19 protein-coding genes are annotated in these 20659 nt (G+C 72.1%); 7 read left to right on the forward strand and 12 right to left on the reverse strand.

The window, feature by feature from the left end:
- Nucleotides 1-89: 89 nt before the first annotated feature.
- From chrA to ACFFXY_RS10575, 4 genes are all read right to left on the reverse strand, one after another.
- The gene (gene chrA / locus ACFFXY_RS10560) at nucleotides 90-1499 is read right to left on the reverse strand and encodes a chromate efflux transporter (RefSeq protein WP_382349462.1); all 1410 of its coding nucleotides are present in this window, start codon (nucleotides 1497-1499) and stop codon (nucleotides 90-92) included.
- Nucleotides 1500-1520: 21 nt separating this feature from the next.
- Complete coding sequence (locus ACFFXY_RS10565; protein WP_382349465.1) at nucleotides 1521-1952, reverse strand: chromate resistance protein ChrB domain-containing protein; 432 nt, start codon at nucleotides 1950-1952, stop codon at nucleotides 1521-1523.
- The gene (locus ACFFXY_RS10570) at nucleotides 1949-2446 is read right to left on the reverse strand and encodes a Chromate resistance protein ChrB (RefSeq protein WP_382349468.1); all 498 of its coding nucleotides are present in this window, start codon (nucleotides 2444-2446) and stop codon (nucleotides 1949-1951) included. Before ACFFXY_RS10570 ends, ACFFXY_RS10565 begins: the two co-directional genes overlap by 4 nt.
- A gap of 73 nt (nucleotides 2447-2519) precedes the next feature.
- Entirely contained in the window at nucleotides 2520-3158 is a 639-nt protein-coding gene (locus ACFFXY_RS10575; RefSeq protein WP_382349471.1) for a TetR/AcrR family transcriptional regulator, read from the reverse strand.
- A gap of 95 nt (nucleotides 3159-3253) precedes the next feature.
- Between ACFFXY_RS10575 and ACFFXY_RS10580 the strand changes: the two genes are divergently transcribed.
- Both ACFFXY_RS10580 and ACFFXY_RS10585 read left to right on the forward strand, forming a co-directional pair.
- On the forward strand, nucleotides 3254-5428 hold the full coding sequence (locus ACFFXY_RS10580; RefSeq protein ID WP_382349474.1) for an MMPL family transporter: 2175 nt from the start codon (nucleotides 3254-3256) through the stop codon (nucleotides 5426-5428).
- Nucleotides 5429-5646: 218 nt separating this feature from the next.
- Nucleotides 5647-6180, forward strand: coding sequence for a hypothetical protein (locus ACFFXY_RS10585; RefSeq protein WP_382349477.1), 534 nt, complete (start codon nucleotides 5647-5649; stop codon nucleotides 6178-6180).
- Nucleotides 6181-6259: 79 nt separating this feature from the next.
- Here the strand turns inward: ACFFXY_RS10585 and ACFFXY_RS10590 are convergent, their stop codons facing one another.
- From ACFFXY_RS10590 to ACFFXY_RS10605, 4 genes are all read right to left on the reverse strand, one after another.
- Entirely contained in the window at nucleotides 6260-7540 is a 1281-nt protein-coding gene (locus ACFFXY_RS10590; RefSeq protein WP_382349480.1) for an NAD(P)/FAD-dependent oxidoreductase, read from the reverse strand.
- A 134-nt stretch (nucleotides 7541-7674) separates the two neighbouring features.
- Nucleotides 7675-10353, reverse strand: coding sequence for a bifunctional acetate--CoA ligase family protein/GNAT family N-acetyltransferase (locus tag ACFFXY_RS10595; protein WP_382349482.1), 2679 nt, complete (start codon nucleotides 10351-10353; stop codon nucleotides 7675-7677).
- A 158-nt stretch (nucleotides 10354-10511) separates the two neighbouring features.
- Nucleotides 10512-11762 (reverse strand): GAF domain-containing sensor histidine kinase, encoded by a 1251-nt coding sequence (locus ACFFXY_RS10600; RefSeq protein WP_382349485.1) that lies wholly within the window; start codon nucleotides 11760-11762, stop codon nucleotides 10512-10514.
- Nucleotides 11763-11873: 111 nt separating this feature from the next.
- Nucleotides 11874-12314 (reverse strand): universal stress protein, encoded by a 441-nt coding sequence (locus ACFFXY_RS10605; protein WP_382349488.1) that lies wholly within the window; start codon nucleotides 12312-12314, stop codon nucleotides 11874-11876.
- A 150-nt stretch (nucleotides 12315-12464) separates the two neighbouring features.
- Here ACFFXY_RS10605 and ACFFXY_RS10610 point away from each other — a divergent pair, with 150 nt between their 5' ends.
- Nucleotides 12465-13106, forward strand: coding sequence for a response regulator (locus ACFFXY_RS10610; RefSeq protein WP_382349491.1), 642 nt, complete (start codon nucleotides 12465-12467; stop codon nucleotides 13104-13106).
- Nucleotides 13107-13141: 35 nt separating this feature from the next.
- On the opposite strand, the gene ACFFXY_RS10615 is transcribed toward ACFFXY_RS10610, so the two are convergent.
- The gene (locus ACFFXY_RS10615) at nucleotides 13142-14080 is read right to left on the reverse strand and encodes an NmrA family NAD(P)-binding protein (RefSeq protein WP_382349494.1); all 939 of its coding nucleotides are present in this window, start codon (nucleotides 14078-14080) and stop codon (nucleotides 13142-13144) included.
- A gap of 83 nt (nucleotides 14081-14163) precedes the next feature.
- Nucleotides 14164-15054, reverse strand: a complete 891-nt coding sequence (locus ACFFXY_RS10620; protein ID WP_382349497.1) for a pirin family protein — start codon at nucleotides 15052-15054, stop codon at nucleotides 14164-14166.
- 86 nt (nucleotides 15055-15140) lie between these two features.
- Between ACFFXY_RS10620 and ACFFXY_RS10625 the strand changes: the two genes are divergently transcribed.
- Nucleotides 15141-15503 (forward strand): winged helix-turn-helix transcriptional regulator, encoded by a 363-nt coding sequence (locus tag ACFFXY_RS10625; RefSeq protein WP_382349500.1) that lies wholly within the window; start codon nucleotides 15141-15143, stop codon nucleotides 15501-15503.
- On the opposite strand, the gene ACFFXY_RS10630 is transcribed toward ACFFXY_RS10625, so the two are convergent.
- Nucleotides 15452-16744: an ROK family transcriptional regulator gene (locus ACFFXY_RS10630; RefSeq protein WP_382349503.1), complete on the reverse strand. Its 1293-nt coding sequence runs from the start codon at nucleotides 16742-16744 to the stop codon at nucleotides 15452-15454. The genes ACFFXY_RS10625 and ACFFXY_RS10630 overlap by 52 nt on opposite strands.
- Before the next feature lie 156 nt (nucleotides 16745-16900).
- Between ACFFXY_RS10630 and ACFFXY_RS10635 the strand changes: the two genes are divergently transcribed.
- Nucleotides 16901-18403: a cellulase family glycosylhydrolase gene (locus ACFFXY_RS10635; RefSeq protein WP_382349506.1), complete on the forward strand. Its 1503-nt coding sequence runs from the start codon at nucleotides 16901-16903 to the stop codon at nucleotides 18401-18403.
- Nucleotides 18404-18500: 97 nt separating this feature from the next.
- On the opposite strand, the gene ACFFXY_RS10640 is transcribed toward ACFFXY_RS10635, so the two are convergent.
- On the reverse strand, nucleotides 18501-19085 hold the full coding sequence (locus tag ACFFXY_RS10640) for a TetR/AcrR family transcriptional regulator (RefSeq protein WP_382349509.1): 585 nt from the start codon (nucleotides 19083-19085) through the stop codon (nucleotides 18501-18503).
- A 100-nt stretch (nucleotides 19086-19185) separates the two neighbouring features.
- On the opposite strand from ACFFXY_RS10640, the gene ACFFXY_RS10645 reads away from it, so the two are divergent.
- Together ACFFXY_RS10645 and ACFFXY_RS10650 are read left to right on the forward strand one after the other, a co-directional pair.
- Nucleotides 19186-20109, forward strand: a complete 924-nt coding sequence (locus ACFFXY_RS10645) for an NmrA/HSCARG family protein (protein ID WP_382349512.1) — start codon at nucleotides 19186-19188, stop codon at nucleotides 20107-20109.
- A gap of 43 nt (nucleotides 20110-20152) precedes the next feature.
- Nucleotides 20153-20596, forward strand: coding sequence for an Rrf2 family transcriptional regulator (locus ACFFXY_RS10650; RefSeq protein WP_382349514.1), 444 nt, complete (start codon nucleotides 20153-20155; stop codon nucleotides 20594-20596).
- Nucleotides 20597-20659 lie beyond the last annotated feature (63 nt).

Raw genomic sequence — 20659 nt, forward strand, 5'->3', positions numbered from 1 at the left:
TGCTGGTACGGGCGCTCGCCTCGGACCGGGACTCCCACGCCACTGTGGACGAGGCGCCCAGTCAAGAGACCAGGCGCCGCCCGCCCGGGTCAGGCGACGGGCAGGCCGGCGAGCCCGGCGGTGAGGCCGAGGGCGGCGCAGACGCCGAGGACGCGCAGGACCGGCCACTTCAGGGCGAACACGAGGACCAGCGCGACGGCCGTGACGGCGAGGGCGACAGGCTGGGCGGAGGCGAGTTCGGGGACGGCGAAGTGCAGCGGCCCGGCGTCGATGTCCCGGCTTTCGGTGAAGAGGGTGTTGACCGCGAAGTAGAGGGCGAGGTTGGCGATCACGCCGACGACCGAAGCGGTGATGCCGGTGAGGGCCGCCGAGAGCTTCTGGTTGTTGCGGAGGCGTTCGATGTAGGGGGCGCCGAGGAAGATGAACAGGAAGCAGGGCACGAACGTCACCCAGGTGGTCAGCAGTGCGCCGAGAACGCCTGCGGCCCAAGGGTTCAAGTCGCCGGGATGGTGGTAGGCGCCGAGGAAGGCCACGAACTGGACGACCATGATGAGAGGCCCGGGCGTGGTCTCGGCCAGGGCGAGGCCCTTGACCATGTCCCCGGCCGACAGCCACGCGTAGTGCTCGACGGCGCGCTGGGCGACGTAGGCGAGGACGGCGTAGGCGCCGCCGAAGGTGACCACGGCGGTGCCGGAGAAGAACAGGCCCTGCGCGGTGAACACCGACCCGGTCCCGGTCGACAGTGCGACGGCGAGGACCGGTGCGGCCCATAGGATCAGGCCGAAGACGATGATGCGGGCCGCGCGGGCCCCGCTCGGGGTCTCGTGGTGGAGGGCGTCGTCGGCGATCAGGGGCGCGGGGCCGTCCTTCGCCGAGTCGTGGCCGCCCGCTTTGAGTGCGTTCGGCTTCCAGCGGCCGATGGCCCATCCTGCCGCCGCCGCGGCGGCGATGACGATCGGGAACGGGATTCCGAACAGCGCCAACGCGACGAAGGCGGCCGCCGCCAGCGCGAGAAGGAGCGGGTGGGACAGGGCGCGTTTGCCGACCCGGTGGACCGCTTGGGCGACGATCGCGACCACGGCAGGGGCGAGTCCGGCGAACAGGGCGGTGACGATCGTGGTGTCGCCGAAGGCGACATAGACGATCGACAGGACCAGGAGGGCGACCATGCCGGGGATGACGAACAGGATCCCGGCGGCGAGCCCGCCGCGCACTCCATTGAGGAGCCAACCGACGTAGATCGCGAGCTGCTGGGCTTCGGGGCCGGGCAGGAGCATGCAGTAGTTGAGGGCGTGGAGGAACCGCTGCTGGCCGATCCAGCGGCGCTCGTCGACCAGAGTGCGCTGCATGACGGCGATCTGCCCGGCCGGGCCGCCGAACGTCTGGAGGGAGATCAGGAACCACGCCTTCAGTGCGGTCCGGAAAGGGACGACGTCACCTTGGATGAGGGGCGGGTCCGGTACGGCGGCGGGGCCGGTGCGGTCGGCTTCGGTGCTCATGGGCAGGGGTTCCTTTGTGTCTCAGGCGGGTTCGCGACCGAGGAGGGTGGCGCGGCGGTAGTACTCGTAGAGGCCGTCGAACAGCGGCCGGGTGCGGGCGATCGTCTGCTCGTCGTCGCCGACCATCGAGAGGGCGCGCAGGGCGATGTCGATGCCGTGGGCTTCGGGGACGTCGAACCGCTCATCGTCGAGGTCGGCCTCGTGGACCGTCTGGGCGAGGCGCCACAGGACCGGGTCGGTGAGGTCGTAGCGGCGCAGGATCGTCTCGAAGGAGCAGTCGCCGCCCTGGTGGCCGAGATCGACGCCGCGCATGTCGAACGGCGTCGCCTCGGCCGGCACGTCGGCGGGGTCGGCGACGAACACGAACTCGGCGTCCGGGTCGACGGCGCGGCGGATGAGCCAGATGCACGCGGCCCGGTCGATGTGGACGCCCGCCCGGGTCGCCCACTTCACGACCCCACCGCCTCGGCGGCGCCGGTGCCTTGCAGGTCGGCGACCGCGCGCCTCGCCTCTTCGCGCTCGGGCGGCGGGAAGTAGTCGCGCCGGTTGATCCGTTGCAGTTCGGACCGCAGCCGCCGCACCACGGAGGTCCGCTCGGCCTCCGGCAGCCCGGCGGCGGCTGCGGCCGCGTCCAGAACGCCCCGGTACTCGGCGGCCCTGGCCTCGGCCATCGAGGTCGCCAACTCCCGCTCCTGTGCGAGCGCGGCGGGCCGGGCGATCCAGATCGCCGCCGTCCCGCCCGCCTCCAGGGCCTCGTCGGCGATCCACTCCAAGTGCTCCCGCGTCCGCGCATCCGCGGGCAGCGCCGCCAGCCCGTCCGAGATCTGCGCGACCCCGAGCCGCTTCAGCTTGCGCCACAACGCGATCCGCGGACTCGACGGCTCCCGCGGCATCCGGTACGACAACAGCACCCACTCGCCGGGCTCGGAAGGTCGCGACTCGCTCATGCAACCATGGTTACATGAAACCGCGGTTGCAAGCAAGAGCGACCGGTCCTCCGCGAGCCCGCTCGAATCCTCGTCAGGAACTCGCGTCCAGCACGGGCGCGAGGTAGGCGTGGAGGGCCTGCTTGGTCTCGGCGACGACCCGGGGGAGTTCGTTCTCGGTCGCGGCCATGATCATGGGGAGCAGGCCCCGGAACATGTGGATCGCCACCGCCACCGTGAGCGTCCGCTTTTCAGGCGGAAGGCCGGGGGACCTTTCGGCGAATATGGCGTCGAGGCTCCGGAACATCAGTTCCTGGGCCGGACGCTTGGCGTTCGCCAGTTCGGGGGTGACTCCTGGATCTGCCAGCAGGACATGGAATCCCGGGTTCGCGCGGTCGAAGGCGACGATGGGGTCCAGGACCCGGTCCAACAGCTCGGGCAAGGGCAGCTTCGCGTCGCCGACCGCGAAGGCCTCGCCGTGGGCGGCGTAGAGGCGCTCGACGTACCGGGCCATGAGGGCTTCGGCGATCTCCTGCTTGTTCTTGAAGAACTGGTAGAGGGTGCCCGGCGACGCTCCCGCGGCGGCGGCGATGGCGTTGGTGCTCGCCTTCGCGTAACCCTGGGCGGCGAAGACGTCGGCGGCGGCGTCGAGCAGCTGCGCCTCGCGCTGCTGGCCGCGGGCCTGGCGCTTGCGGGCGGGCCGGGCGTTCGGCTTCGCTGTGTCGTCGGTCATAGGCACCTCTCAAACTTGATATTACGAGTGATCACTCGTATTTTTATTTACGAGCGCTCACTCGTATTTCAAGTCTACGCCGGTCAGGAGACCCCATGACCCCCCACGCTCCACCGCGCGGCCAGGCCGCCATGCACCGCCTGGGGCGCTTCACGTTCCAGCGCCGCAGGACCGTCCTCGCCACCGCCCTCCTGGTGCTCGCCGCGGCCGGGATCGCCGCCGCAGGGGCCATGAACGCGCTCGTGCTCTCCCGCTACGAAGTCCCCGGGTCCGAGTCGATCACGACCGGAGACCGCCTCCACGAGGACTTCGCGGTCGGGTCGGCGAACTTCCTGCTGCTGGTCACCGCCGCCGACGGCGACGTCGACTCCGAGACCACCGCCGCCGCCGGGGCGGCCCTGGCCGCCGAGCTCGCCGCCGACGCGGAGGTCGCGCGCGTCGACTCGTACTGGGACGCCGCCTCCCCGACACTGCGCAGCGAGGACGGCACGCAGGCGCTCGTCACCGCCTACCTCCCCGGCGAGGTCACGCACGTCCGCGAGGACGTCCTGCCCCGCCTCGAAGCCGAGTTCGAGCGCACCGAAGGGCCCCTCGAAGTCGCCATCGGCGGCTCCGACGAGCTCTTCCGCGAGGCCGCCGCCATCGCCCGGGAGGACTTCCTGCTCGCCGAGGCCATCGTCATCCCCGGCCTGCTGGTGCTGCTCGTCGTCATCTACCGCCGCCCGGCCGCCGCGTTCCTCACCGTCGGCGTGGGCCTGTTCGCGCTGGCGGTCTCGTTGGCGGCCATACGGTTCATCGCCGCGCAGGTGGAGGTCTCGACGTTCGCCGCGAACCTGATCCTGGTGATGAGCATGGGCCTGGCGGTGGACTACTGCCTGTTCATCGTCAGCCGCTACCGCGAGGAGGCCGCCGTGCACGAGCGCGCCGAGGCCCTGGCCCGCACGGTCGCCCGCGCCGGGCGCACCGTGGTCTTCAGCGCGGTCACCGTGGCGGCGAGCCTGTCGGCGCTGCTGCTCATGCCCTTCCCGTTCCTGCGGTCCTTCGCATACGCCGGGATCGTCGTCCCGCTCGCGGCCGCCCTCGGCGCGGTCGTGGTCCTCCCTGCGGCCCTGGCGGTCTGGGGCCACAGGGTCGAGCGCCGCGCCCCGCTCCGGCCGGTCGAGCGGGGGCGCTGGTTCCGGCTCGCGGCCGCCGTGACCCGCCGCCCGGTCCTGTGGGGCACCGGCGCGCTGGTGCTCGTGCTGACGCTCGCCTCGCCGCTGCTGGGCGTGCGGTTCGGCGTCCCCGACGAACGGACGCTGCCCGAGGACGCGCCGAGCCGGGTCGTCACCGACCAGGTCACCGCCGGGTTCACCGCAGAGGAGACCGATGCGCTCCAGGTCCTCGCCGAGGACGCCGACGAGGCCGCCCTCGCCGCCTACGCCGCCGATCTCTCTGAAGTGGACGGCATCGCGCAAGTCGACTCCGCGGCGGGGCGCTTCGTCGAGGGTCGCCTTGTCGCACCCGCCGACACGGAGCGCTTCGCCTGGTCCGCCGATGACACCTGGCTGTCGGCCGTCCCCACCGGCGCGGCGATGCGCGACGACCCGTACGCGATGGTCGGCGAGGTCCGCGCCGTCGCGGCCCCGTTCGCGACCAGCGTCTCGGGCTACCCGGCCGACCTCGCCGACTTCCGCGACGCCCTGCTCGACCGCCTCCCGCTCCTGCTGGCGCTCATCGTGGTCATCACGTTCGCGGTCCTGTTCCTCATGACCGGCAGCGTCGTCGCGCCCCTCAAAGCCACCGTCCTCAACGGACTCTCGCTGGCGGTGATGTTCGGCGCCCTGGTGTGGGTCTTCCAGGAGGGCAACCTGTCCGGTCTCATCGGGTTCACCCCGCAGGGCTCCTTCGAGCCGTCGATCCCGATCCTCATGTTCTGCGTCGCCTACGGCCTGTCGATGGACTACGAGGTGTTCATGCTCGCGCGCATCAAGGAGGAGTACGACCGAACCGGCGACGCGACCGGGTCGATCGCGGCGGGCCTCCAACGCTCGGCCCCGCTCGTGACCGCCGCCGCGCTCGTCCTGGCGTTCACGTTCGCGGTCTACGCGACCGGCGACGTCGTGTTCCTCCAGATGCTCGGCCTCGGCATGGCCCTTGCGGTCCTGGTGGACGCCACGGTGATCCGCGGCATCCTCCTGCCCTCGGCCATGCGCCTGACCGGCCGCGCCAACTGGTGGGCGCCCGCGCCGCTCCGTCGGCTCCACGAACGCATCGGCCTGCGCGACTAGGCCGTGGGCCCGCGGGAGATGTCGAAGGCGCCGGCCGGCCTCATGGGGGAGTGACCGTCGGGCCGTCTGGCCGGTCGCTCCGGGCGGCCGCCTCCGCACCAGGGGACCTTCGTCCCTGAAAGCGGCGTCTTCCGGCCCCTCGGAACCGGCGCTGATCTGCGGTTCCATAAAGGTGTCACCGGAGAGAGCAGCCGGTGCGGAACTCGTAAGGAGCTGTCATGACCGTCTCTCCCGCAACCGAATCCACCGTCGCCCCCGCGGCCGAGCGCCACGGCGTCGACTACGTGTGGGCCGTCCTGCGCATCGCGCTGGGCTGGGTGTTCCTGTGGGCCTTCCTGGACAAGACGTTCGGCCTCGGGTTCGCCACCGAGCAGGACGGCTCCTGGCTCAACGGCGGCAGCCCGACCGAGGGGTTCCTGTCGTTCGGCACCAAGGGCCCGCTCGCGGACTTCTACCAGGGCATGGCCGGTTCCGCCTTCGCCGACTGGCTGTTCATGGCGGGCCTGCTCGGCATCGGCCTCGCGCTGGTCCTGGGCATCGGGATGCGCATCGCCGCCGTCGCGGGCGTGCTCCTGCTGGTGCTGATGTGGTCGGCCGCGCTGTGGCCGGAGAACAACCCGTTCATGGACGACCACCTCGTCTACGCCGGTCTCCTCGTCGGCCTCGCCATGGTGCACGCCGGTGACACCCTCGGTCTCGGGAAGACCTGGGCCGCAATCGGGTTCGTCGCCAGGAACCCCTGGCTCAAGTAGCACGCCGCAGGAGCGGGCCGCGACCTCAGGTCGCGGCCCGCTCCTGCGGCGTCGTCGGGGCCGGCCCCCTCCCGCGCGGTCACTCCCGGACCGGCGCCGCGAGGGTCTTGGCCATGCCTTTGAGGCCCAGTTCCATGGTGTGCCAGGGGAGTCCGCCGTGGAAGGGCCTGCCCGCGCCGAACTGGTGGGGCAGGTAGTAGCCGAGGGCCTTCTTGCCCAGGCGCCACAGCGGGGAGACGCCGACGAGGTAGTCGTCCCCGGCGTCGGGGTCCACCTGGACCGGGGCGTCGGGGTCGCCCGTGGTCCGGAGCGGGACCTGGGCGAAGGTGGCCTTGTCGAGCATCTCCATGACGCACATGCTCATCGGCGCGAACCGGCGCGGGTGCGGGACGGCTCCGGGGTCGATGCGGGCGGCGATGTCGTCGGCGACGGCGTCGGCCTGGAGGAACGCCAGGAACGCCTGCTTGACGGGGAAGTCCCCGGCGTCGCCGGGAGCGTAGACGTTCGCGGTGCCCTTGACGCGGCGGGTCTCGGGCTCGGTGAGCAGGAACCCGCGGTCGTCGGTCGGCAGGCCCGGGTAGTCGACGGCGGCGACGTACGGCGGGAACGCCACGAGGAGATCGTAGGTGCGGGCGGTGCCGTTGCCGTACTCGACCCGGCCGTCCTCGACGCGGGTGACCGCTTGGCGGGTGTAGCCGTTGACGCCCCGGTCGGCGAACTCCTCGGACACGACCTTGTGGACGCCGGGCCCGAACGCCTGGATGAAGCTCGACTCGAACGTGGTGAACGTCAGGCAGACCAGGTCGCGCAGGTGCCGGCGGCGCAGCCAGGTCTCCAGCATGAACACGATCTCGTAGAGCGGTCCGGCGCACTTGTTGCCCGGCGGCACGAGGAACAGCACGTGCGCGACCGAACCGCCCGCGGTCCGCTCCCGCAGCCGCTCCAGGTCGGCGCCGAGCTCGTGCATCTGGTCGGGGGTCCAGATGGTGCGGGCGTGCGAGGCGAGCCCGGGGATCTCCTCGGGGCGCATGGCGGCGCCGGTCGCCAGGACCAGGTAGTCGTAGTGCTCCAGGGTGCCGTCGTCGAGCTCGATGCGGTGGCCTTCGGCGTCGACGCGGGCGAGCGAGCCGCGGATCAGCGTGATGTCGCGGCGCGTCGCGGGCTCGGTGATCGGGACGTGGAGCTTGTCCTCGTCGCCGCCGAACGGCAGGTAGATCGAGTTGGGTTTGAACACGAAGTCGTGCTGGTCGGCGATGAGCAGCAGGTCGACCCGCTTCCCCAGATGGGAGCGGAGCGTGAAGGCCGTCTCCAGGCCGGCGAACCCGCCGCCGACGATGACGACGCGAGGTGTGGTGTGCATGGTCCCTCCCGAGGTGGTCGCTTGGTACTTCCATCCCAGCGCGCCCGGAGCCGATGGGGGAGTGACCAACCGCCGGACCTGCCGGGACCTAGGACCCGCGCCGGGCGGCCGGTGCCGACCGCCCGGCGCGGCGGTCAGCGCAGGCGGCGGGCGATCGGGTCGGGCTCGTCGCCGGTGCGGGCGAGCCGCAGTTTGACGTCGACGGCCTGGACGCCGTAGCGCACGGGCATGACCGGGTTGAGGTCGAGCTCGGCGATCTCGGGGAGGTCCTCGGCGAGGCGCCCGAGGCGCACCAGCAGGTCGGCCAGGGCGTCGGTGTCCACCGGGCGCGAGCCGCGGTAGCCCTCCAGCAGCGGCCTCGACCGCAGGGAACGCCACATCGCGGCGGCGTCGGCGTCGGTGACCGGCAGGAGCCGGAACTGCTTGTCGTCGGCGATGTCGGTGGCCGTGCCGCCGAGGCCGACCATGACGAGGGACCCGAACTGCGCATCGTGGACGATCCCGGCGGCGAGCTCGACGTCGGCGTCGAGCATCGGCTGGACCGTGACGGACGCGTTCTCGTCGCCCTCGATGCGCGCCGCGACCTCGGCGTAGGCGGCCCGGACCTGGTGGGCGTCGCCGAGACCGAGGTGGACGGTCCCGGTGCCGGTCTTGTGGACGAACCGCGGGTCGTCGGCCTTGACCGCGACCGGGTAGCCGAAGGCGCGGGCGGCGGCGACCGCCTCGCCCTTCGAGGCGACCCCCAGCGCCTGCGTGACCTGGATGTCGTAGCAGGCGAGGATCGCGGCGGCGTCGGAGGCGCTCTGCCAGCCGTCGCCGTGCTCCAGGAGCCGGTCGACGACGGCGCGGGCCCCGGCGCGGTCGATGCCGGGCAGGTCGGGGCGCGAGCCGAGCGGCCGGGAGCGCCAGGCGGCGTAGTCGGCGGCCCGGCCCAGGGCCGTCACGGCGGGTTCGGGGAACGCGAACACCGGGACGGCTCGGGCGCCGAGCGCGGTGGGCGGCTCGGCCATGCCCATGACGACCGCGGCGGCGGGCAATGCGGGCAGCGTGTCAAGGGCGTCGCCGATCGCGGCGAGGTTCCCTTCGGCGTCGCTGACGCCGGTCGCGGCGAACACCACCACTAGGGCGTCGACCTCGCCCGATTCGCCGAGGGCCGCGATCGCCTCCGCGAAGGCCCCCGGGTCGGCTGCGGCGCCCAGGTCGACCGGGTTGGCCGCGGCGGCGGCGTCCGGGACCGCCGCGGCGAGCCGGGAGCGGGCCGCGGCCTCGGGGACGGCGAGCCCGGCGTCGGCCGCGGCGTCGGCGGCGAGGAGCCGGGCGCCGCCGGCGTTGCCGATCACGCCGAGCCGGCGTCCTCGCGGCAGCGGCTGGTCGACCAGGACGCGGGCGGTGTCCAGGAGCTGTTCGAGGGTGTCGCAGCGGATCACCCCGGCCTGCGCGAAGAGCGCGTCGACTGCGGTGTCCGACGTGGCCGCGGCGGCGGTGTGCGAGCGCCCGGCCCGGCGACCGGGCTCGGAGCGGCCGCCCTTGACGGCCAGGACCGGCTTGCGGCGGGCCACCGCACGGGCGATGCGCGCGAACTTGCGGGGGTTCCCGAACGACTCCAGGTACAGCGCGACGGCCTTGGTGGCGGGGTCGTCGTACCAGTACGCGAGCAGGTCGTTGCCGGACACGTCGGCCTTGTTGCCCAGGGACACGAACGAGTGGACGCCCAGTCCGGTGCGCGAGGCGTGGGCGAGGGCGGCGATGCCGACCGCGCCCGACTGGGAGGCAAGCGCCAGGCCCCCGGCCGCGGGCGGCTCGGCGGCGAAGCTCGCCTGGAGGCGCACCGAACGGGCGGTGTTGACGACGCCCAGGCAGTTGGGCCCGACCAGGCGCATGTCGTGGTCGCGCGCGATGCGCACCAGCGCGTCCTGTGCCGCGGCGTCGCCGGTCTCGGCGAACCCGGCGGTGACCACGACGGCCGCGAGCGCCTCGGCCTCGCCCGCCTCGTGCAGGACACCCGCGACCGCGGGCGCGGGGACGGCGACGATCACGAGGTCGACCGGTTGCGGCAGTTCGGCGAAGGACGCGGACGCGGGGAGCCCGGCGAGGGTGTCCGCGTCGGGGTGGACGGGGTAGACCGGACCGGTGAAGTCACCGTCCACGATGGAGCGAAGGATTCGCGCGCCGACCCCGCGGCCGGTGCGGCTGGCCCCGACGACGGCCACCGAGACCGGGTCGAGCAGGGGCCGCAGCGACAGGCGCTCGGCGGACCGCTCGCGCGCGGCGACCTCGTCGGCGAACGCCCCGTCGAGGTCCGCGGTCAGGACCACGTCGACCACGCCGTCGGCGTAGGGCATCGGCGTCCCGGGCACCAGGCGCCGGGCCAGGCGCAGCATCTTGTAGTTGTCGCCGAGCACCTGCCCGGACAGCTCCTTGACGCCCGCGGCCCCGGCGGCGAGCGCGAGGTGTTCGAGCAGGAGCGTCCCCAGTCCCCGGTGCTGGTGCTCCTCGGTGACCAGGACGCCGAACTCGGCGCGCCCGGGGTCCTCGCGGAAGCGCTCGAAGGAGGCCGCGGCGACGATCTCGCCGCCGTCCTCGACCGCGAGCGCCACGCCCCGGCCGGTGCCGCCCAGCCCGGCCAGGCGGCGGGCCTCGATGCCGAGGACGCCGCGGCCGGACCCGAAGAACCGGTACCGCAGGTCGGCGGTGGTGCACCGCTGGTGCATGGCGATGAGCGCGGCGAGGTCGCCGGGCGCGATCGGGCGGATGCGGACGATGCGGCCGTCGGCGTCGAGCGCGTCGACCGCGGGAGGCGTGCGGAGTGCCATGTCGGCTCCTTGCGGTTCGGCGGGCGGTCCGGCCCGCCCTGAACCGATCCTCCGGCCGCGCAGGGGCGCACGTCAGAGCCCAACGCCCGGAACGTCGGGGACGTTGGTCCCGAAGGGACTCCAACGGGGCGGACCGGTGCGCGGCCCGGGCCGGGGCCCTAGTGCTCGCGGGAGGGCTCGCCGCCGAGCGGGATGGTCCAGCGCAGCTCGGTCCCGGTTGGTTCGGCCCCGGCGATGGTGAACGCTCCGCCGAGTGAGGCGGCGCGGGAGGCGAGGTTCGCCAGCCCCCGGCGCGGCGCCTGCGGCGGGATGCCGCACCCGTCGTCGGTCACGGTCATCACCAGGGTCGCCCGGTCGACGGCCGTGACGACGGTGACGCGCGTGGCCTTGGCGTGGCGTGCGGTGTTCGAGAGCGCTTCGCGAAGCATCGCCAGGACCTCGATGCGCACCAGTTCGGGGACCGCGTCGTCCACGGGCCCTTGGAACTCCACGCGGGGTGCGAATCCGAGGTGGTGGCGCACCACCCCGCACAGGCCCTTGACGGTCGCCGAGAACGCCTGGTCGGCGTCGGTGTGGAGGCTGAAGATCGCCGCGCGCAGGTCGGCGATGGCACCGTCGATCTCGTCCACGGCAGTGTTGATGCGCGTCGCGGCCTCGGACTCGTCGACGAGGTGGACGATGGACTGGAGCTGGAGGCCGGTCGCGAAGAGCCGCTGGATGACCAGGTCGTGGAGGTCCCGGCCGATGCGGTCCCGGTCGCGGAAGACGACCAGGCGCTCGCGTTCGGCCTGGGAGGCGGCCAGCTCGGTGTAGAGGCGGGCGTTGTCGATCGCGACCCCGGCGGCGGCCGCGAGCGCCTGGATGATCGCCTCGTCGTCCTCGGTGAACAGCTCGCCGCCGTGCTTGTCGGTGAGGTAGAGGTTCCCCCATGCCTTGTCGCCCACGGTGACCGGGACGCCGAGGAACGTGCGCATCGGCGGGTGCCCGGGCGGGAAGCCGACCGAGGCGGGGTGGGCGGAGAGGTCGATCAGGCGCAGCGGCTCGGGGTGGTCGATGATGTGGCCGAGGATGCCCCGACCGGTGGGCGGGTCGCCGAGCGCTTCGATCTCCTCGCGGGTCAGGCCCTGGGTGCGGAAGTCCGCCAGGCCCCCGGCGCCGTCGAGGACGCCCATGGCGCCGTAGCGGGCGCCGACGAGTTTGCATGCGGCGGCGACGATCCTGTCGAGGATCGCGGCCAGTTCCAGGTCGGAGCCGATGCTGATCACCGCGTCGAGGAGGGCGCGCAGGCGCTCGCGGTCGATCACGATCTCGTCGACCCGCGAGGCGAGTTCGCTCAGCAGCTGATCGATCGGGGTCCGAGGTCCCGGCGGCTCGTGGCGGTGCGGCCGGGGCGGCGTCGATGCGGCCATGGCCCCGATCGTAGCGAGTCCCTTCAGGAGGGCGCTAGGCCGAGTGCGCCGCCGACGCACGGCGGCCGGGCGGAGGGGACGGGGCGGCGGGGAACGCCCGCCCCGTCCGGTTCATTCGCCGCCGCGCACTACTACGACCGGGCAGCGGGCGTGCGTCACGCAGTACTTGCCCACCGAGCCGATGATCGCGCCCACCAGGGCGCCGTGCCCGCGGTTGCCGACCACCAGCAGCGCGGCGTGCTCGGACCGCTCGACCAGGGTCCTCCCCGAGTTGCCCTCCACGGCGAGCATCGTGATGTACACGCCGGGGCGCTCGCGCGCGACCTCGTCCACGGCCTTCTCCAGGTCCTGGCGCGCGGCGGCGGCGTACTCGGCCGCCGACAGCACCATCCCCTCGGCCCCGGAGGTGAACGGGACCTGCCAGGCCTGGACCGCCAGGACCGGCGCGCCGATGCGCTCGGCGTACTCCATCGCCCACTCCAGGGCCCTGCGGGCCGGCTCCGATCCGTCGACGCCGACCACGACGGTGTCGTCGATGCTGCTGTGGTTCATCGCGACCACTCCTCTCACTCTGCGTCCAGTCTCTGCGCCCGGCCGATGCCGCGGCAGCGCCGAACGTCCTGTTGCGCACGGGCCCAAGGTCCCTTGCACAGCGGACTTCCGCGCTGTGCCGCGGCGTGCGGGCTCGTCCATACTCGATGGATGGATACCGAGACGATCAGGGTGTTCCTGCTGGACGACCACGAGGTGGTCAGGCGGGGCCTGTGCGAGCTGCTGGAGCGCGACGGCGACATCGAGGTCGTGGGCGAGGCCTCCGACGTGGCCGAGGCGATGCGGCGCCTCCCCGCGGCCCGGCCGCACGTGGCCGTCCTGGATGCGCAGCTGCCCGACGGCAGCGGGGTCGAGGTGTGCCGCGCGATCAAGGCGGCCGATCCGGGCGTCGCGGTCGTCATCCTCACCTCCTATGAGGACGATGCGACGCTGTTCGCGGCGATCGAGGCGGGCGCGGCCGGGTTCCTGCTCAAGCAGGTGCGCGGCAACGACCTCGTCGACGGCGTGCGGAAACTCGCCGCGGGCGGGTCGCTGCTGGACGCGCGCGTGACCGGCGCGGTCCTGGAGCGCCTGCGCTCGGGCCCGCCGCGGGCCCCCGAGCTCGAAGTGCTCTCCGAGCAGGAGCAGCGCATCCTCGCGCTCATCGGCGAAGGGCTCACCAACCGCCAGATCGCCGAGCGGATGCACCTGGCGGAGAAGACGGTCAAGAACTACGTCACCCGCGTCCTCGCGAAACTCGGCCTGGAGCGCCGCACCCAGGCCGCCGTCCTCGCCTCGCGCCTGTTCACCTGATCCCTTCGGCCCCAAGGGAAGGGACTTAAGGCGGGTCAGACCGCTGTCGGCCACTCGTCCGGGCGCCGCGCCGTTTCGGGCGCCGTGAAGTGCGCCGCGCCCGGGCCCGCCAGGTATTGCGCCAGCGAGGTCGGTACCACGTCCGGGTAGTCCGCGTTGCGGACGTCCCGCAGGGAGGCCGTCCCGTCGAACATCGCCACCTGGGCCTGGAGGGCCGCGTATTGGAGCGGGCTGGACGCGGTGAACTGTCGGCGCACCACTTCTGCGCGAAGGTCCCGCAGTGTGCCCTTGCGCACCAGTTCCCACCGCCGCCCGGACGCCGCCTCGACCTCGTTGCGCAATTCCATCATGGACAGCTGCTGGCCGACCACGTGCACGTCGCGGCCCGCGGTCCTCGGGTCGAGCGCGATCGCGGCCGTGAACGCGGCGGTGTCGGGGATGGTGGTGATGTCGATCGGGCGTGTGCCGTCGCCCCACACCGAGAAGGTGCCGGCCGCCGGGTCGAGCACCTCGTGGACCTCTCCGAGGAAGTATTCGGGGAACGCGCCGATCGCCACCGACGTGCGCGCGACCGTCGACGCGGCGAACGACTCCGCGAACACGCGGCGGAGGTCGGACAGGATGTTGACGCCGTAGTCGTAGCCGTACAGGTTGATCGAGAAGTCCGACGGGATCATCCGGTGCACGCCGGCCCGCTCCGCGGCCCGCAGCAGCTCCCGCTGCCCGTCGATGATCACCTCGGGTCCGCCCTGGACCGCGGACACGACGACCCCCACGCCGTCGAGGTGCCGCGCCAGCGCGTCCGCGCCGTCCGCCAGGTCGCCGACGTGCGCCGTCAGATTCGGGTGCGCCGTCAGCTTGTCCACCGAGGACTTCCGGACCAGCGCGCGCACGTCGGCGCCCCGATCCAGCAGGTGCTTCACGATCAGGCTGCCGAGGCTGCCGGTCGCGCCCGCCACCAGAACTGTTGTCATTGCCGTCACTCCTAGTTCGAATTGCTTTCGGATGGCCGATCGCCCGGAGCGTCCTCGCGGGACGCGGGCGCGGCCTCGGTCGATCAGGCTCCGGCGGGCAGGATCGTGTGTCCCGGGATGCTGCCGAACCCGCCGGAATGGAAGTCGCGGTACGCCTGCGCGATCTCGGCGCGGGTGTTCATCACGAACGGGCCGTGGGCGACGACGGACTCGCCGATGGGGCGGCCGGAGAACAGCAGCACCGTGGCCTGTTCGTCGGCGTCGGCGGCGACGAAGGCCAACGTGGTCGGGTCGCCCTGCCGGGACACGGGATCGGACCAGGCGATCTGCCCGGCGCCCAAGGCCCGGCCGCCGACCGTCAGCCGGCCCGCGATCACGTACGCGAAGGTGCGTTCGCTCCCGTCGAGCACCTGGCGGTACTCGGCCTTCGGGTCGAGCGTGATCACCATGCCCAGGATCGGCCAGTGGTTGACTGCGGGCCCGCGCACCGCCCCGGTCGCTCCCGAGATCACCTGGACCAGCACGCCCGGCTCGGTGTGCACGGCGTGCTTGCCGGCCCGCAGGTCCTGATAGCCGGTGGGCACCGACTTCTTGTGCGACGGAAGGTTGAGCCACATCTGGATCACATGGGCGTGCTCCGAGCGGGCGGCGACCTCGCGGTGGATGACGCCCCGCCCTGCGGTCATCCACTGCACGTCTCCCGGCCCGAGCACACCGGCGTTGCCCATGCTGTCGCCGTGCTCCAGTGCGCCGTCCAGGATGAGGGTCACGGTCTCCATCCCGCGGTGCGGATGCCAGTCGAAGCCCGGCTGGTTGACTAGTTCCTCTCCCATGAGCAGGAACGGATCGGTCCGGGAGTCGTCGCCCGGTGGGATGATCAGCGAACTGCGGGCGGACATGGCGGTCGGGCCGAGGTCCACCTTGTCGGACACCCGGTCCACCCGCCGGGCCATCGGCGCGGTCTGTGCGGTCATGGCGAACTCCCTCTCTTCGGTCAGGGAAAGCCTCCCCCCGCCGATCCGCCTTGGCAAACGTCACCAAAGTGACTTACTTTTGAGAAGTGACCAGTTCTGGAGAAGCGAAGCGACCGCCGGGCGCGCCTGTCGACGAGGAGAACTGCCTCCGGATCTTGCGTGCCATCGAGATCATCGGGGTTCGCTGGACCGGGCCGATCCTGCTCGCCGGGGCCCGGGGCGCCCGCCGGTTCAAGGAGTACCGCGCCTTGGCCCCGGGCATTTCAGATCCACAGTTGACGTTGCGGCTCAAGCAGCTCCAGGCCCGCGGGCTCATCGAACGCACGGTCATTCCCACCACGCCGGTCCAGATCAAGTACACCCTCACGCCCGACGCCGAAGAGCTGATCTCCCTGCTTCAGCCGTTGGGGCACTGGAGCGAACGCCACCTCCCGCCGGACGACGCGTGACGCGAAGCTCTCTCGTCCCGCCGGTCCTTCGCCTGGGCCCGGCCATGGGTCAGCTCGCTTTGCAGCACGAGGGCCGCTGCGCCGATCGCCGCCGCGTCGGGGCCGTTGACGGAGGGCATCACCCGCACCGGGTGCGTCCGCCAGTTGGCGGTGCGGCGGTCCACTTCCTCCTGGATGACGGTCTGGTACGCAGGGCCCGCCATCGCGAAGCTCGGACCGGCCAGGATGATCGCGTCCACGTCGAAGAGGATGGTCATGGTGACGGCGGCGGCGCCGAGGTAGCGGGCCGAGCGCTCGATGAGGCGAGAGGCGTCCGGATCGCCGGCGTCGGCGGCGGCCGCGATCCGCGCGAACTCGGTGAGGAAGTCGGCGGTGTCGGGGTCGGGCGCCAGCCGCTCGGCGAGCCCGGGCGTGGCCGCGGCCTGCCGGACCAGGGCTGAGGGGCCGGCGTAGTTCTCCAGGCAGCCGACGTTGCCGCACGGGCACTGGTCGCCGTCGACGTCGATCGACATATGGCCGAGCTCGACGCTGTTGGAGGAACTGCCGCGGTACACCTCGCCGGCGACCACGACCCCGCCGCCGATCCCGCTGGCCATGTAGATGCAGCCGTAGGTGCTTCGTCGGTCGACCGCGCCCATCCAGTACTCGCCGATCGCGGCGGCCGCGGCGTCGTTGTCGAGCAGCACGGACAGGCCGAGGGCCTGCCCCAGGCGCTCCGCGACCGGGTATTCGAGCCATTGCTCGGAGGGCTGCGGGCTCAGCAGCACCCCCGCGCGCCGGTCCTGCGGGCCGTAGCTGACCAGCCCGACCCCCAGCACCCGTTCGCGGTCGACGGCGGCCGTGGCCAGCAGGGCGTCCACCTGCGAGGCGATCACCGGCAGCGCCTGGTCCGGCGGCATCGACGCCACACCATGGAACGAGGTCCGGGCTACCGGACGACCGGCCAAGTCGACGATGACGATGACGCAGGCGTTGCGCTCCATCAGGACTCCGACGCTGTAGCGGGCCCGGGGGTCGAGCCGCATCAGCGTGCGCGGCTTGCCGCCCGTCGGTGCGCCTGGGCCGGCCTCGACGACCAATCCGTCGTCGATGAGCTCCCGCACGAGCTCGGAGACCGTGGCGCCCGCGAGACCCGTCGCCGACGCGAGCTCCACCCGGCTGATCGTGCGGGCCGCGCGGATGGCGTCCAGGACCAGGCCCCGGGTCCTCGATCTGTTCGTCCACGTCGGGCCGAGCGCCACGCGTGCCTCCCTCGCTGCACCTGCCGTTTCGCCGGACCGAACGCACGACGTTCACCAAGCATAGAGATATACACATCCTTGACTTTCTTCGGGTGCCGAACTAAGGTGAGAGCGGAAGCGCTCCCATACCCCCCTCACCAGCATCAAGGAGCTGCAATGCGACATCATCAGACACTGTTGGTCGCCGGAGCCGTCGGCGCACTCATATTGGGCGGCCTGGCAACGGCGACCCTTCCCGCAGCGGCGGCCACCTCCGGCTGCGCGGTCACCTACACCGTGCGGAGCGAGTGGCCGGGCGGGTTCAGCGCCGACCTGGACGTCACCAACCTCGGCGACCCGACGTCCGACTGGACGCTGACCTTCGACTTCCCGAACGCCGACCAGCGGGTCACCCAGGGCTGGAGCGCCGTCTGGACCCAATCCGGCGCCGGCGTCTCCGCCGCCAGCATGGACTGGAACGGGTCACTTGCCACCGACGCCTCCACCTCGATCGGATTCGTCGGCGCACGGGGCGACGCCAACCCGGTACCGGCGTCCTTCGCGCTCAACGGCACACCCTGCACCGGCTCGACGACGCCCACCGGGGGTCCGACCACCACCCCCGGCGAGGACCCGACCACCACCCCGCCGGACGGTCCGGCTCCGCAGCTCAGCGTCGTCGGCAACCAGATCGTCACCGAGGACGGCGAACCGTACCGGCTGCTGGGCGTGGACCGGTCCTCAGCCGAGTTCGCGTGCGTGCAGGGCAAGGGCCTGTTCGACTCCGGCCCGGTCGACCAGGCGTCCGTGGACGCCATGAAGGCCTGGAACATCCACGCGGTGCGCCTCCCGCTCAACGAGGAGTGCTGGCTCGGACTCAACGGCTCGCCCAGCGGCCCCGCCTACCAGGAGGGCGTCGAGGACTATGTCGATCTCCTGGTCGCCAACGGCCTCAACGTCATCCTCGACCTGCACTGGACCTGGGGCGCCTACACCACGGGACCGGACTGGCACTGCACCGATGTGCACGCCACCTGCCAGAAGCCGATGCCCGACGCGCAGTACGCCCCGCAGTTCTGGGCCGGCGTCGCCGACACCTTCAAGGGCGACGACGCCGTCGTCTTCGACCTGTTCAACGAACCGTACCCGGACATGGCCAGCGACTGGGACAAGACCCTGGGCTGGCAGTGCCTGCGCGACGGCGGCACCTGCGCCGGCATCGACTACGAGGTGGCCGGCATGCAAGACCTCGTCGACGCGGTCCGCGACACCGGCGCCACGAACATGCTCATGGTCGGCGGGCTCGAATGGACGAACGACATGCGGGAATGGCTCGCCTACATGCCGAACGACCCGCTGGGCAACATCGCCGCGTCCTGGCACTCGTACAGCTTCAACCGGTGCGTGACCGAGTCCTGCTGGAACGAGGAGATCGCCCCGCTGATGCAGGAGGTGCCGGTCGTGCTCGGCGAGTTCGGCCAGGACGACTGCGGGTTCGACTACATGCAGGGACTGGTGGACTGGGCCGACGCGAACGGCATGGGCTACCTGGCGTGGACCTGGAACCCGTGGGGCTGCACCGGCGGCGCGGTCCTCATCAAGGACTGGTCCGGCACTCCCGAGCCCGGTGTCGGCGAAGGCTATCGGAGCCACCTGCTCACCCAGAGCCCCTACCTGTGACCTGACGAGACGCCGAGGTCGCGTTCACGGACTGGCAGCCTCCTGTCGAATTCCGCTGTGTCGCAGCGGATTCGACAGGAGGCTGCGGCGTCCGCAGTCAGCGGCCCTTCGGGGGCCGCAGGCCGTCGATGAGGACGGTCAGGAGGTGGTCGGCCTGGTGTTCGCCGTCGGGTTCGCCTTCGGTGGCGTAGGCGATGGCGTTGACGAGCTTGAGCACTTGGGAGACGGTGACGTCGGGGCGGATCGTGCCGTCCCGCTGGGCCAGGTCGAGGAGGGACGCCGCGGCGGCGTGCATGGTGTCGCGGCACCAGGAGACGTCGGCGCCCTCGTCGCGCAGGGCGGTCATGAGCGCCGCCGCGAGACTGCGCGAGGTGCTTCCGCGCCTGGCGAGCTCCCGCAGCCAGGTCGCCAGCGCCTCGTCCGGGGGCTGTGCGGCGAGGAGTTCCTGCGAGCGCGCGTGGAGCGCTTCGATCTCGTCGTGGTGGACGGCCTGGAGGAGCGCTTCGCGCGTGGGGAAGCGGCGGTAGAGGGTCGCGTTGCCGACTCCGGCGGCGCGGGCGATGTCGTCCATCGGCACGTCGACGCCGCGCTCGGTGAAGACGTCGCGGGCGGCGCTGACCAGTCGTTCGACGTTGCGGCGCGCGTCGGCCCGGAGTGCGGGCTGCGGCGGAGGCGCGGTCATGGGCACCCTCTCTTGACGAACTGGGGAGTCTCCCCATATATTAGCATTCCATAAACGGGGAGATTCCCCAGTTGATGCCGAGCCCATTCAGGAGGCGGCCATGACGACTGCGAACCCCACCGTGCTGGTGACCGGAGCGACCGGCACGCAAGGAGGTGCCGCCGCGCGGCGGCTCCTGGCGACCGGATGGCGGGTGCGGGCCCTCGTGCGGGACCCGGCCGGCGCCAAGGCCCAGGCGCTGGCAGCGGCCGGAGCCGAGGTCGTGCACGGCGACATGGGACACCGGGCCTCCCTCGACGCGGCCGTCGAGGGCGTGCACGGGGTGTTCAGCGTGCAGCCCACGGCGGGCTACCCGGGCACCCCGCCCGATTTCACCGTGGAGGACGAGATTCGCATGGGCGTGAACGTGGCCGAGGCGGCGCACGACGCCGGGGTCCGGCACCTCGTCTACACCTCTGTCGCCGGGGCCGAGCGCTCGACCGGCATCCGCCGCTGGGAGAGCAAGTGGCGGATCGAGAACCGCATCCGCGCACTGGGCCTGCCCGCCACGGTGCTGCGCCCGGTCCGCTTCATGGAGAACCACTCCGACGCGACCATGGGAGTGCGGGGCGGCGTCCTGACCGATGTCATCAAGCCGGAGGTCCCCGTCCAGCTCATCGCGGCCTCCGACATCGGCGCCTTCGCGGCCCTGGCGTTCGCCGACCCGGACCGGTATCTCGGCCGGGCGCTGGAGATCGCGGGGGACGAGATGACGCTCCCGCAGGTCGTCGCCGCGATCAGCCGCGCCACCGGGGTCGCCGTCGCCTACCGGGCCCTCCCGCGCGAGGCGCTCACCGGCCTGGACCCGGACTCCCTGGCGGGCTACGAGTTCGCGAACCACCGCGGCGGCTGGCGCGCCGACATCGCCGGGCTGCGGGAGCTGCACCCGGGCCTGATGGACCTCGACGCCTGGCTGCGCGCGGAAGGCAAGGCGCAGTTCGACGCGCTGTCGGCAGGGGTCGGCCGTCGTTTACTGCAACTGTGATAGTTTCGGTTTGAGATTCGGCGGGACGATCCAGGAGTGGCACATGGGCATGAGCAGCAGGAGCGCGGTCGCCATCCACGCGCTCACGATGCTGGCGCGCTGGAGCGAGCGCACCCTGACGTCGGCCGAGATCGCCGACAGCCTGGAGAGCAACCCGGTGCTCGTGCGGCGGGTGCTGGGGAGCCTGCGTGAAGCCGGGCTCGTCGGATCGACCGAAGGGCGCGGCGGCGGCTGGAATCTGGAGCGGTCCCCCCGCGACATCTCGCTGTACGACGCGTACGCGGCGGTCGAGGCCGGGCCGGTCCTGGTCGGCCACGCGCATCCGCCGAGCCGCGAGTGCGAGGTCGGGCGCAACATCCAGGCCCTGCTGGAGACCGAGTTCCGGGAGGCCGAGCAGGCCATGGAGGAGCGACTCGGCCGCACCACGATCGCCGACCTGGTCCGGCAGGTGATGGCCCGGGAGCGTGAGCTCGGCCTGCAACGCTGAACCACCTGCGGCGGAGGATGCCCTCCGCCGTTCTTTTCCACCAAACTGCAACCACCATGGTTG

Source organism: Glycomyces mayteni (assembly GCF_042428885.1).
GTDB classification, from domain to species: Bacteria; Actinomycetota; Actinomycetes; order Mycobacteriales; family Micromonosporaceae; genus Glycomyces; species Glycomyces mayteni.